This window comes from Buttiauxella cochleicola (genome assembly GCF_021282435.1).
Lineage (GTDB): Bacteria > Pseudomonadota > Gammaproteobacteria > Enterobacterales > Enterobacteriaceae > Buttiauxella > Buttiauxella massiliensis.
Genome location: NZ_JAJSOT010000006.1, coordinates 300,012 through 313,021 on the forward strand (window position 1 = coordinate 300,012; position 13,010 = coordinate 313,021).

Annotated in this window: 9 protein-coding genes; 2 read left to right on the forward strand and 7 right to left on the reverse strand. The window is 51.1% G+C overall.

Annotation, left to right across the window (positions count from 1 at the left end):
• Nucleotides 1–56: 56 nt before the first annotated feature.
• A complete protein-coding gene (locus LVQ77_RS15995) occupies nucleotides 57–1,382 on the forward strand; it encodes an MFS transporter (RefSeq protein ID WP_232904957.1) in 1,326 nt (441 codons plus the stop codon).
• Between the two features lie 720 nt (nucleotides 1,383–2,102).
• On the opposite strand, the gene LVQ77_RS16000 is transcribed toward LVQ77_RS15995, so the two are convergent.
• Nucleotides 2,103–4,169, reverse strand: coding sequence for an AsmA family protein (locus tag LVQ77_RS16000; protein WP_232904958.1), 2,067 nt, complete (start codon nucleotides 4,167–4,169; stop codon nucleotides 2,103–2,105).
• Nucleotides 4,170–4,234: 65 nt separating this feature from the next.
• Complete coding sequence (pdeH, locus tag LVQ77_RS16005; protein WP_232904969.1) at nucleotides 4,235–5,008, reverse strand: cyclic-guanylate-specific phosphodiesterase; 774 nt, start codon at nucleotides 5,006–5,008, stop codon at nucleotides 4,235–4,237.
• 232 nt (nucleotides 5,009–5,240) lie between these two features.
• On the opposite strand from pdeH, the gene kdgK reads away from it, so the two are divergent.
• A complete protein-coding gene (gene kdgK / locus LVQ77_RS16010) occupies nucleotides 5,241–6,173 on the forward strand; it encodes a 2-dehydro-3-deoxygluconokinase (RefSeq protein ID WP_151993858.1) in 933 nt (310 codons plus the stop codon).
• 45 nt (nucleotides 6,174–6,218) lie between these two features.
• Here kdgK and LVQ77_RS16015 read toward each other — a convergent pair whose 3' ends face one another.
• The 5 genes from LVQ77_RS16015 to bcsD form a co-directional block, all read right to left on the reverse strand.
• A complete protein-coding gene (locus LVQ77_RS16015; protein ID WP_232904959.1) occupies nucleotides 6,219–7,706 on the reverse strand; it encodes a M16 family metallopeptidase in 1,488 nt (495 codons plus the stop codon).
• Between the two features lie 216 nt (nucleotides 7,707–7,922).
• Nucleotides 7,923–9,209: a dicarboxylate/amino acid:cation symporter gene (locus LVQ77_RS16020; RefSeq protein WP_232904960.1), complete on the reverse strand. Its 1,287-nt coding sequence runs from the start codon at nucleotides 9,207–9,209 to the stop codon at nucleotides 7,923–7,925.
• A 163-nt stretch (nucleotides 9,210–9,372) separates the two neighbouring features.
• Nucleotides 9,373–11,367 (reverse strand): biofilm formation regulator HmsP, encoded by a 1,995-nt coding sequence (gene hmsP, locus LVQ77_RS16025; protein WP_232904961.1) that lies wholly within the window; start codon nucleotides 11,365–11,367, stop codon nucleotides 9,373–9,375.
• A gap of 169 nt (nucleotides 11,368–11,536) precedes the next feature.
• Nucleotides 11,537–12,532, reverse strand: a complete 996-nt coding sequence (locus tag LVQ77_RS16030) for a family 8 glycosyl hydrolase (protein WP_232904962.1) — start codon at nucleotides 12,530–12,532, stop codon at nucleotides 11,537–11,539.
• Nucleotides 12,533–12,541: 9 nt separating this feature from the next.
• Nucleotides 12,542–13,009, reverse strand: a complete 468-nt coding sequence (bcsD, locus tag LVQ77_RS16035; RefSeq protein WP_232863953.1) for a cellulose biosynthesis protein BcsD — start codon at nucleotides 13,007–13,009, stop codon at nucleotides 12,542–12,544.
• Nucleotide 13,010: the final 1 nt, after the last annotated feature.

The following is a 13,010-nucleotide window of genomic DNA, read 5'->3' on the forward strand; positions in this document are numbered from 1 at the left end:
ATGCGCCTTTTGCTATGCGTAATATGGCTTTCGTTCGCTATAAATAAGAAAAATCTATGCAAGCCACCATCGCTGATTCAATCAATACCGAAACTGACGCCACACCCGTCAACTCACGCGGAAAAGTTGTCGTTGCCTCGCTTGTCGGCACCGCCATCGAATTCTTTGATTTCTATATTTACGCTACTGCTGCGGTCATTGTTTTCCCGCATATCTTCTTCCCGCAAGGTGACCCAACCGCTGCCACGCTACAGTCGCTGGCAACGTTCGCTATTGCCTTTGTTGCACGCCCAATTGGTTCCGCGCTATTTGGCCACTTTGGCGACCGTGTAGGCCGCAAAGTGACACTTGTGGCATCACTTCTGACAATGGGTGTTTCAACTGTCGTTATCGGCCTGCTGCCGAGCTACGAAACTATCGGTGTGCTGGCACCAATGTTGTTAGCACTGGCGCGTTTTGGGCAGGGCCTGGGGCTGGGTGGCGAATGGGGCGGAGCGGCATTGCTCGCAACCGAGAACGCACCACCACGTAAACGTGCACTGTACGGCTCTTTCCCACAGTTGGGCGCACCAATTGGCTTCTTCTTTGCCAACGGCACCTTCCTGCTGCTCTCATGGCTCTTAACCGATGAGCAGTTCATGTCATGGGGCTGGCGCGTGCCGTTTATTCTTTCTGCGGTGCTGGTGATAATCGGCCTGTATGTGCGTGTTTCACTGCATGAAACGCCAGTGTTCGCCAAAATTGCCAAAGCGGGCAAGCAGGTGAAAATACCGCTCGGCACACTTCTGACCAAGCATTTAAAAGCGACCATTATCGGCACCTTTATTATGCTGGCAACTTACACACTGTTTTACATCATGACGGTCTATTCAATGACGTTCAGCACCGCGGCGGTGCCAAAAGGCCTCGGTTTCTCGCGCAACGATGTGTTGTGGATGCTGATGATGGCGGTAATTGGTTTTGGCGTGATGGTGCCGATCGCGGGCTATCTGGCGGATAAATTTGGCCGCCGTAAGTGCATGATTGTGATCACCAGCCTGATGATTGTGTTCGCATTAGCGGTGTTCCAGCCGCTGTTGGGTTCCGGAAACCCGACGCTGGTGATGGTGTTCCTGCTGATTGGTCTGAGCCTGATGGGATTAACTTTCGGACCGATGGGTGCACTGCTGCCAGAGCTGTTCCCAACCGAAGTGCGTTATACCGGGGCATCGTTCTCGTATAATGTGGCGTCGATTCTGGGTGCGTCTGTGGCACCGTATATCGCGACCTGGTTGCAGGCAAATTACGGTCTGTTCTATGTCGGCTTGTATCTGGCAGCGATGTCAGCGATTACGCTGATTGCGCTGTTGGTGTCGAAAGAGACGCGTCATTTGTCGCTTTAGGTTTTTCACCCTCCCCACTAAAGGCTTTCTCTTATAACCATCTCGCTCTGGCAATCTATCGGGGCGAGATCTGTAAGATGAGAGGTTTTTCCGTTCACCCGAACGTCTGGCGACTTCTGCAACCATTGTTAACGGTGAACGTATCAAGGAGAGAACGCCCTCTCCTTGATAATCCTGGCGCCCGGTCATTAAATTGCCGCTGCGCGGTAAACCCCAGCTTATCCCCAACGTTCAGGGTCGTTCGCGACTCGCTCCCGGCGATCGCTCTCTTTCGCTGCTCCCGGCAGCTCAACCCTGACTTATGGGTAACGCTGGGGCAATTTATACCGGGAACAAGGTCAAAACCGGCTCGGCTTTAGACTTTGACCTTCGCTTTTGATTTTGACCTTCGCTTTTGATTTTGACCTTTGAGTCCGGCATAAATCGCCTCCGTTTTGACTGTAAGGCCGGGTCGAGCCGTCGGGAACGGCGAGAGGTTGTGATCGCCGGGAGCGAGTCACAACCGACCCTGGGACTGAAAGGAAAAACGGAGGTTTACCGCAAAGCGGCGATTTAAACGCCGGGAGCCGGGATTGCCAAGGGTGCTGCGGTAGCACCCTTGGCTCGTTCACCGGTTCGGTGGCTTTATAAATCACAGAACAGTAAGTGAACGGAACCTTCGCCTGACTCACATAGATATGTTTAAGAGCCAGCCTTGGCGGTGACAACCGGAGGAGGGCCTCACTTCTTCATCTGCCCCAAAATACGGCTGCACTGATTGTCACCGCCCTCGGACGGCGAGATCAGCGCCAACAGAGCCGCGGCTGGTGTCACCAACGTCGCCAGAGCTGCCGCTACCGCGCCACGCGCAATTAGCGGCCCGGCTTTCACGCCTGCATCCGGATTCTTAAAGGTGCCGCGCACATAGAGCGGCGAACGCAGCGTGATAATACGAATCCCTTTGCTTTCAGGATCGATGGTTAAATCGAGCCGTTCGCTGGCAAAGTTGGTAGTCCCTGTAACGTTAATCAACGCGTTTTCAGTATCAAAGGCGAATATTCTCGGCGTCGCGACTCCACCACGTAAATCAAGGTTTGCCGCCGCACAGTTAATCCGCACCTCGTCATCACCAAAGATTTGCCCAACAATATAGTTCCCGACGTTTAAGCCGACGATTTCCATCAGGTTGCGGCTGATTAACCCGTCGTTCATCAGCAGTTTCAGGTTGCCGTCGCTGCTGCCCAGCAACTCAGCAATAGAGTTGCCACGGCCCCGTAATTCCGCATCGCCGTTTAACTCACCGAGCGTTTTCTGCATCGACTCCACTTTTGGCATCAACTGTTTGAGCTGCAAACGCCGCGCCTGAATATCCGCTCTCCCCTGCATCGGCTTTTTGTCGCCTTCCAGGTGGATATTGGCGCTGATGGTGCCGTTCGCCATGCCAAATTTCAGCGGCTGGAGCCGCAGGTCAGCGTTCTTCAAAATCACGTGCGTGGATAAGTTACTCAGTGGCAGCGTGCCACTGTGTTCGATACGGCCGCCTTTAAAGCGCACATCGGCGTCCATCACATCCCATTTGTCGGTTTCGAAGCGGTCATACGGCAGCACTTTGTCGGCGGGCTGATTCGTTTTCTCGCCTTTCGCCTGCTCTGACTTTTTGCTTTGCTGCGCACCTTTGCCCGAATCCACGCCAATTAACGGGCCGAGATCCGCAAGACGGAGCTGTTTAGATTCGAGATCGCCTTCCAGTTTCGGGCGCGGTTTGCCTTGCGAGTAGGTCAGCGAGCCGTGAATGTCGCTGTCGCCAATGCGTCCGTTAAAGTTTTGGTAGCGGAATACCGAGCCTTTTTCAGTGTCGATTTTTGCCAGCAGGTGCCCATCCGTTTCAAACGGTGGCGTATCTGGTAGCAACACGCCGGTTAAATCGTAGAGATTACCCAGCGAATCGCCGGAGAATTTAAGCTGCAGATCGACGCCGCCCATTTTCATCGGGTCGTTAATGGTGCCGATAAACGCCACGCGGGAATTACCGGAATGCACATCAGCCTGCACCGGGAAGGCGGTGTCGCCTTCACTACGTAACGCCAGCATGCCGCCAATTTTGCCGCTGCCTTCCAACGGCGCACCGTTATAGCGGCCTTTCATTTTCAGGCCAAAGACATAATCCCCGGCTTTTGCAGCGTCTTTTCCTTTGGGCTTTTTCCCTTCGACTTCGCTAAACGGCAGCGGCTTGCCGAGCGGGTCGACGAGGATTTCAATATCCGCTTTGGTGACCTTGTCGTTAACGGCGATGCGGCCTTTATCAAACAGAATATTGTCCATTCTGAATGACCAGGCAGACGGCGACTGGTTGGGATCTTTTGTCCCATCGCTGGCAAGTTTAAACGTCCAGTTGTTGTTTTTTTCTGACAGTCGAATAATCCGCGCATCAGGTTGCACCAGCTTAATCCATGGGATATAGACGGTTTTGGTCAGCAGCGCGAGCGGTGCCAGGGTGGCGTCAACACGCGGTAGATGCACCATCGTTATTTCAGGAATATCAGGCGGGTTACCAAGAATAATATCTTCGGCATGAACATGCGGCCAGGGCACCCAACTGCGCCAGCCCGTCTCTTCTTTGTTACGTTCCCAAACCACACCTAAATCGCCACGAATGGCGAAGGGCCGGTTCAGTTCTGTCGAGACTTTTTGGTTGATGGTCGGTTTGAGCCGATTCCAGTCAAACGTCGCAATCACAATGATTGCCACCACAACCAACAACAATAAAACCCCGACGACACCGCTTACAATTTTTCCAGTTTTAGTCATGCCTTGCCCCCTTTCCTGATGTGGCTCGCTTTAACTAAAGATAGTTGAGCGGGGCCAAAACGGCATCAGGAGAGGCGAATCAGCACATTCTCCAACTGTTCAAATGGAATGGGCCGTGAGAGAAAATAACCTTGCGCGGCATAGGCGGGCGAGCGTTGGACATCACGCCATTCATCTTCAGTTTCAATACCTTCAACGATGACACCCTTGCAGTAGCGGTTCATCAATTGCAGCAGCATGGTGAATAAATTGCGACCTTCATCGGTGGTGCGCAGCATGATAAACAACTCACGCGCGACTTTGATGTAGTCATAGTGCATCTCACTTAATGCGGAGAAATTCGCAACACCTGTACCGAAATCATCAAGCCACAACGGGCCAAATTCCTGCATCCCAGCAAGCGTCACAGCCTGTGGTTGGGTGATGTGCTCAACCAGCTCAAAACGCACCCACGGCATTTTATTGATAAGCGTAAGAATCGGCTGGTGCTGTTTCATCGCCATCAATGTCGGGCCATCAACATTTACCGAGGCTAAAATTTTATAGCCAAGGAAGATGGATTCCCACTCAGCCAGCAGGCTAAGTTGCTCTTCGATAACCATCAGTCGCGTACGGTAAGAGACAGATGTGAAGTAACGATCGGGTGGAATACGAATTTCTGGCTCATCCGGGTGAGTCACCACCGTCAGCAGCTCTATCGCCATTAAATGGCCGTCGATTTTATAAATCGGCTGGAAGGTGTACTGCCGCTGGCATTGCAGCCAGAACCGCCGCTCCTGCAAACTTTCGACACTCGCCTCAAGCGTATTCAGCCGGTGAGTGATCTGCTTAAACTTCATCATGTACGTCCTGTTTACCTTGATAACTCAGATGGCTCATCGAGAAGTTATCGGCGTGGCGCATGAGAACTTTATGTTCGCTTTCAGTACAACCTCAATCAATGCGAGTTATCTAACATCGGCAATAAACTGCCTTAGCTCAAAGTTTTCCGAAACATCGTTTTAAATTGTTTGACTCGTTTTTAGCCGACCAGCAAACTAGTGCCAATTTCATTAATTCAGGTTTACTGCTATGCCAACGCGCAAAATCGCCGTTATCGGTGAATGTATGATTGAACTGTCGCAAAAAGGTGCGGAAGTTAGCCGCGGCTTTGGTGGCGATACCCTAAACACTTCCGTTTATATCGCACGTCAGGTTGACGCAGCCGATCTTGAAGTCCATTACGTTACAGCACTGGGTGAAGATAACTTCAGCCAGCAAATGCTCGACGCATGGCAGCAAGAAAACGTTCACACCGAACTGACACAGCGCCTGGAGCACCGTTTGCCGGGCCTGTACTACATCGAGACTGACTCTACCGGTGAGCGCACGTTCTATTACTGGCGCAACGAAGCCGCAGCCCGTTTCTGGCTGGAGAGCGATCAAGCTCAGGCTATTTGCGCAGAACTGGCACAGTTCGACTACCTGTATCTGAGCGGTATCAGTCTGGCTATCCTCAACGCGGCTAGCCGTGAAAAGCTGATGGCTCTGCTGACTCAGTGCCGTGCGAACGGTTGCAAGGTTATCTTCGATAACAACTACCGTCCGCGCCTGTGGGCAAGCCGTGAAGAGACGCAACAGGTCTATCAGCAAATGCTGACCTGCACCGACATCGCGTTCCTGACGCTGGATGACGAAGATTTGCTGTGGGGCGAGAAGCCTGTTGAAGAAGTGATTCACCGTACTCAGGCAGCTGGTGTGCGTGAAGTGGTTATCAAGCGTGGCGCTGATTCTTGCCTGGTAGCGATTCAGGGTGAGTCAACATTAGAAGTGCCAGCGGTGAAATTACCGAAAGAAAAAGTTATCGATACTACGGCTGCTGGTGACTCTTTCAGCGCGGGCTATCTGGCGGTGCGTTTGACCGGTGGCAATGCAGAAGAAGCAGCAAAACGCGGGCATTTGACCGCGAGCACCGTGATTCAGTATCGCGGCGCGATCATTCCGAAAGAAGCGATGCCAAAGTAATAAGGGTGTCAAAAAGGCGCCGAAAGGCGCCTTTTTATTTTACGGTCACTGAGCCGGAGGAATATCTGAAGTCGTATCCTGCTTAGGTTCATCCGTTATCGGAAGTGCCTTCGAAGGAACCATCACTTTATCCCACGTGGCTTGCAAATCCTTCATATTGAACTCAGGTTCACCCTGCGGTTGCAACAACACCAGAGCCATGTCCTGAGACAACTGCTGGCGCAAATCCTGGTTCAGCATGTTCAGCGTCAAACTGTTCAGGAAATTCTGACGCAGCTTCTGATACTGTTCCGGTGCGATATCAACCACCTGGTTTTGCAGTGAACGCATGCGCTGGCTTATCAACACGTCGGTGTCAGTACGCGCATAAGTGGCAAACAACTTGGCAAGCTCAGCTTTTTTCTGTGCAATTAACACATCAAATTCTTCCTGCGAAAGCCCTTTATCACGCACCTTAAGCAACTCTTTGCCCACGGTCGCCAAATTAGCATTCAGTTTATCGTTAGGTGAATCAAGGTTAATGCCACATTGCGCACGCTGGTATAGCACACGGCAATCGAAGCTCAGGTTGAGGTCTGTCTGGTTCTGCTTGCTCAGATTCTGCTGCACATGCCAGAACAGCGCCTCACGGGCGAGATCTGCACGCCAGTAATGCAATAGCGCAGAAGACTCACGAATAGGCTGCCAGGCGTTATCCCACATCAGTGAGAGCCTGTCCTGACGCACACTATCGGTCATCAAACTTACCGGAGTGCGTTTAAGCGAAGAAAGGGTTGCAACCGGTGCTGGTGATTCGCGCTTGCCGGTCAGGGTGCCAAAGGTTTTGTTGATTTGATCGGCTACGCTGCGGCTATCGACATTACCCACCACAATCAGCGTCATTGCATCCGGGGTATACCATTTCTGGTAAAACGCCTTCAGTTGTTCGTTATCAACCGGCTGCTTGAGATCTTCTGCCGGGTCATGGCCCAACAGCGAGGAACCTTGCAGGCGATAGCGCCACCAGTTGTCTTTGGTGTTCATCGGCCAGGTGGCGACCATATCCTGAGCTTGCAGCGCGACATTCACCGTTTCTGGGGTAATGGCCATTTTGCCGCTACTGTCTGAAAGATAGGTTAAGGCTTCTTTGAGTAAATCATTGCGGTTATTTGGCAGGCTGAGATTAAACAGCGTGAAGTCATAAGAGACGATAACCGGGGGCAGCGGACGCGTTGGGTCCACACTTTGCTGCCATAGAGAACGAGCCTGTAACGGCTGCAAGCTGCCGCTTTGTGTCAGCGCCAGTCGTGGTAAGAAGTGGCTATAGCCGCTCTGTTGGGTGGTTTCAGTCAATGAACCAGTATTAACCAACAGACGAATTTCAATACGATCGCTAGGACGTTGAGGTGTGGCCAGGACTTGCCATTGAAAACCGTTGGCCAGCGTCCCTTGTTGCCAGGCTGGGTCGGGCTGAAGTGCTTCTGCCTGCACATTACTGGCGGCGGCGACCAACAGCAATCCGCCAGCTAAGAGTCGAATTTTGGTGCCCTGCATGTGAACCCCTGGAAAACAATCCTGATTAAAAAGTGTAATAGCGACATAGCATTACGCAATAAAGCCACCACAAGTGGCATTTCACCACTCCGTTTGACCGCATCTTCGCGGAAACGTCACTTTAAAATTGAAAAAAACGCCAAAGAAAATGGCTCAGGGGTCAATTATGCGCAGCAGCCCACAGCGAGGGCAAGTCACTGTGGGCAATTGAGAGGGTTAAGACGAGACTTCGCTCACTTTTTTTGCGGAATGTGGATTATCAAGAGTTTCTTTCAACTGTTTCTCATCCAGTTGCTTCACCCACTTCGCCACTACGACCGTCGCAACACCGTTACCGACCAGGTTTGTCAGCGCACGGGCTTCCGACATAAAGCGGTCAATACCCAAAATCAGCGCAAGTCCGGCTACCGGCAAATGCCCGACAGCGGAGATGGTCGCAGCCAACACAATGAAGCCGCTTCCGGTCACACCCGCCGCTCCTTTGGAGGAGAGCAGCAACACCACCAGCAGCGTGATTTGATGGAAAATATCCATATGACTGTTGGTTGCCTGCGCGATAAACACCGCCGCCATCGTCAGATAAATGGAGGTACCATCAAGGTTAAACGAGTAACCGGTTGGAATCACCAGCCCCACAACCGATTTGCGGCAGCCGAGTTTTTCCATTTTATCGAGCATTCTTGGCAGCGCAGATTCAGATGAAGATGTGCCCAGCACAATCAGCAGTTCTTCTTTGATGTAACGGATAAATTTGAAGATGCTGAAGCCTGTCACGCGGGCAATAGACCCCAGGACCAGCACAACAAACAGAATACAGGTGATGTAGAAGCAGATAATCAGCTGGCCGAGCTGTACCAACGAGCCCACGCCATATTTACCGATAGTAAACGCCATGGCCCCGAAAGCACCGATTGGCGCAAGACGCATGATCATATTGATGATGCCGAAGATGACCTGCGAGAAACTTTCAATGACGTTGAAAATCAGTTGGCCTTTGTGGCCCAGACGATGCAGTGCAAAACCAAACAACACTGCAAACAGCAGCACTTGCAAGATATTGCCACTGGCAAAAGCACCGATAACGCTACCTGGAATAACATCCAGCAAGAACGCCACGATACCCTGTTGTTGCGCCTGTTCGGCATAGATTGCTACCGCTTTAGCATCAAGAGTTGCCGGGTCAACGTTCATGCCAGCACCTGGCTGCATCACGTTTACTACGATCAGGCCGATAATCAGGGCGATGGTACTGACCACTTCGAAGTAAAGCAGCGCCACGGCACCGGTACGGCCGACAGCTTTCATGCTTTCCATGCCAGCAATGCCCGTCACAACTGTGCAGAAGATAACCGGCGCGATAATCATTTTAATCAGTTTAACGAACGCATCGCCGAGCGGTTTCATCTGCGCGCCTAACTCTGGGTAGAAATGTCCCAGCAAGATGCCGACAGCTATCGCCGTCAGAACCTGGAAGTAGAGGCTTTTGAAAAGAGAGAGTTTCATAGGGTGTCCTTGAGAGGTGAAGATTCCGCAAACCTTTCGGCTTGCGGCATCAAAAATAACACCCACAAAAACACTCAAAAGTGATATGGCGCTAATTTGTAAACATAATTGTTAAATAATTGAGCTGACTCGCGCCAGCCAAGTAACAATTACAACAAATCATTTACTGTTGAGGGGTAGATAGATACTGCGCATCAAACTCTTTAAGAGTCATGGCCCTGGAGAATAGATAACCCTGAGCAAGAGTCACACCTTCGTTTAATAGCCAGTCACATTGAGCCTGGTTCTCAATCCCTTCGGCTACAAGTTTCAGCCCAAGAGTTTTCGCCATACCGATAATCACGCCAGCCATCGCACTGTCTTCCGGCAGGCCATCGATAAAGCTCTTGTCGAGTTTCAGGATATCTACCGGCAGCGCTTTCAAATGGTGCAAATGGCGCAGGCTGGCATAGCCCATCCCAAAGTCATCCAATGCGATGCGCACTCCGGCTTTACGCAACGGGCGCAAAATACCGATCGCCCTTTTCGGATCGTCGATATGATGACTTTCCGTCACTTCCAAAATCAACATGCCCGGCTGAATGCGATAACGTGTCAACAACTCTAACAACGACGAGCCCATTTCTTCGTGCAGCAACTGATGTGCAGAGACATTCACACACAACGACATCGTGATGCCCTGGCTCTGCCAACCCGCCAGGACGCGGCAAGCTTCTTCAAGTACCCAGTTGCCGATGGTGAACATCAGGCCACAGTCTTCAATACGCGCAATCAAATCGTCAGGTAACGCCCAACTGCCATCAGGCTGTCGCATACGCAGCAAAACCTCAGCACTGACAACTTCACGGGTAAGCATGTTGACTTGCGGTTGCAGCCAAATAGCGAACTGCTGGTTCTCTAAAGCGTTCAATAAATCCTGTTCCTGAGTCAGATGGCGTTGAGCTAATTCCATCTGCTCAGGGTCAAAGAATTGAATCTGATTTTTGCCATGGCGACGGGCGGAAAATGCCGCCGATACCGCGCGACGATACAATTGTTCTGCTGCCAAACCGCCGTGATACATCGCAATACCGATGCTGGCCGTAGGCTTAAGGGAGATCGATTGAATCGGTAATTTTTCGTTGAGCACAGTGAGGATTTGCTTTGCCAGTGCCATGGCCTGCCAGGCGTCCTGAACACCATGCGCAATAATGCCGAAGTCATTGCCACTAAGCTGTGCCAGAACCATATTCGGCGAGAGAACACTTTTAATTTTTTCGACCAGCGTCAGCAACAGCATTTCGCGCTGCTCTTCATTTAATACACCGGCTGCATCCTGCAAGGTTTCGCTGGCAATCACGATCAGTGTGCTGTTCTTCCCACTCGCCGTGAGTTGCTCAAGCAACGCCAGGAACAGGGCTTTATTTGGCAGTTCTGTGAGCATGTTTCTGGTGCTCACAGCGCTCATTTCTTCATGCAAGCGCAGCGACATTTGTTGATTGCGGTTATAGCTACGCACCAGCATACCAATCTCATCATCATGATGAAGATGCGGCAGTTTGAGCTGATGACTCGCCGCATCTTGCGGACTCAAGCTGTCGAGCTCACGAGCGATTTTGCGGATCGGGTGCACAATTAAACGGTTAATCGACCAGCTGATGGCAACCGAGAGAATTAGCGCCAATAGCAAATATGTGGTCAACAACGTGGAAATCGTACTAATGATGAATTTGTACATCCGCCAGGAATCCGCCTGCAACACAAGATAAGCCAACGGCTGCGGGTTTGCCGGGCGCTCAAGTGAATACAGCGGTAACGAAATTTGCACCGGGAGCTCAAACAGGCGAGCAATCCACATCGGAATCGGGCGTTCCGGTGCAAAGCTCTGGCGTAACGCCTGGAACTGGTTTGGTAAAACAACATCTGCCCGGCTGATAATCCCGGAGGGTTGTATTTGATTAAGAATGAATTCAGCTTGGGGAATATCTGCTTTAAGGATTGCTGCAGACAGCGGAATACGCACCGAATGGGCGATTTTCTCCATCTGGCTTGCAGTGTCGTAGCGGCTTTGCTGCACAAAGTGGAAAAGCTGTACCACGATAAAAATGAAAATAAACAATATGGAAACGGCTGACACCATTGCCATTTGTTTAATCGTTAATGAACGACTGACTCGCAAACTTACTCTCCGCAATTACCGTGCCGTATAGGGCATATTCTTAAGCAGGCTGAGTATACTGCATTGTAGTGATGTTTAGGTGTTGAGGCTGGCTTATCAGGGAAATCTTCAGGATGTTCCCTCTCCTGATGGAGAGGGTTCGGGTGAGGGGGTTGTGCACGAACAAACATCACCTCACCGACAGCGCCACCAGCATCTTTAAACTCGCAGAATAATAATCATCCTGAGCCATAATTTGCGGCTGCTCCACGCTTGCCGACTGTAGCACTAAATCGCGCACCGCCAACAATCCACCGTTCATCATATATGGAGCTGGATCGCCGGTTGTCACATTCACCCAGGCAGGAGTTTTGTCGCGTGCAAAACGTCCCCACCAGTTTTTGTAAACCTGAAGCTCCGGGCTGCTATGGTTAAACCATGATACATAAAGTGGAACGCGAATCGCATCATAACTAAAACGAGCAGGCCACTGTTTGGCTGGAACGGTGTGACCATCAGAATAGAGTGAAACCCAGTCAGAAGGGAGTTGTGGATCACCAAAGTGCATTTTCCCCAACAACTTCTGCCCGTCGCTAATCAAATCCTTCCACACCATTAAATGGCTGCGGTTAGCAAAATCCTGCCAGGCCGGAAGAATAAAATAGGAAGGGTTAAGATTCACGTAGGTATTAAGATTAAAACCTTTGGCTCCGGGCAGCATCACCTGGTAACCAGCAAAACGGACCACGTTATGTGCAACCAGAGCCTTGGTAATCGCATCTGATTCGTTGAGATAATCCTGGTTTTTCCACTTTGCTCCCGCCTTAAGCAACGCCCATGCGATAAAAGTATCGCCATCGGTGGCGTTATTTTTATCGGTGATCGGCTGCGCCTCGACCGGGTTATATCTCCAGTAGAAGAGACCATTTTCGGGATTTTTCAGGGTTTTTCGCGTCCAGCTCCACATTTTATCAAAACTGGTTTGATCATCGTTGACCACCGCCATCATCATGGCAAAACCCTGGCCTTCAGTGTGGCTGACGTTTTTATTTCCGGTATCGACGATGCGACCATCAGGCATTAAAAACCGTGATTTATAGCTATCCCATGCATTATCTGCCAGCGCTTGCTGGCAGAAGATCAAGGCAAAGACTGCCACTATCAGCGTTTTGCATCGCTGCAACATTGAAGCACCTCATCGACTATTTTGATATCGAAAGTGTACCACTGTTGCCGACGGTGAAGACTCGCGCCACAGCGACACATGCGGTTTGCCGCCCTGATCACGTAACCAGCGGGCGTATACTCCTTCCAGAACCGCGCTAAACGCGCTATTCCAGGAAGCCTGTTGCGCTTCATCCGCAGGAACAGGTAAAGCCATGTGGCGAATCAACATCACCGTTTCGCTGGCTTCGATATCAATATAGCCCCAGTTGAAACGAGCGAGCTGAACATTTATCTGCGTTTCGAGCTCACCCACAGTTCGCGCTAATGCTAACGGGTGACGCCCAGCCAATGTATCACCCATTTGTATCAGAAACGGGCGGCTTTCTGCTTCGCCAGCATTAGCCACCATGCTGTCTATCATGATATGGAGCAGAGAAAACCATCCCGGTTGCGTCTGCTGATTTTGAAAATACTGCAAAAGCTGCGCGTCATTCATG

Excerpts from the sequence above, each read along its gene's own strand:
- LVQ77_RS16000 (WP_232904958.1), bottom strand. The coding sequence starts at position 4,169 with ATGACTAAAACTGGAAAAATTGTAAGCGGTGTCGTCGGGGTTTTATTG.
- LVQ77_RS16030 (WP_232904962.1), bottom strand. The coding sequence starts at position 12,532 with ATGTTGCAGCGATGCAAAACGCTGATAGTGGCAGTCTTTGCCTTGATC.
- pdeH (WP_232904969.1), bottom strand. The coding sequence starts at position 5,008 with ATGAAGTTTAAGCAGATCACTCACCGGCTGAATACGCTTGAGGCGAGT.
- LVQ77_RS16020 (WP_232904960.1), bottom strand. The coding sequence starts at position 9,209 with ATGAAACTCTCTCTTTTCAAAAGCCTCTACTTCCAGGTTCTGACGGCG.
- LVQ77_RS16015 (WP_232904959.1), bottom strand. The coding sequence starts at position 7,706 with ATGCAGGGCACCAAAATTCGACTCTTAGCTGGCGGATTGCTGTTGGTC.
- kdgK (WP_151993858.1), top strand. The coding sequence starts at position 5,241 with ATGCCAACGCGCAAAATCGCCGTTATCGGTGAATGTATGATTGAACTG.
- bcsD (WP_232863953.1), bottom strand. The coding sequence starts at position 13,009 with ATGAATGACGCGCAGCTTTTGCAGTATTTTCAAAATCAGCAGACGCAA.
- LVQ77_RS15995 (WP_232904957.1), top strand. The coding sequence starts at position 57 with ATGCAAGCCACCATCGCTGATTCAATCAATACCGAAACTGACGCCACA.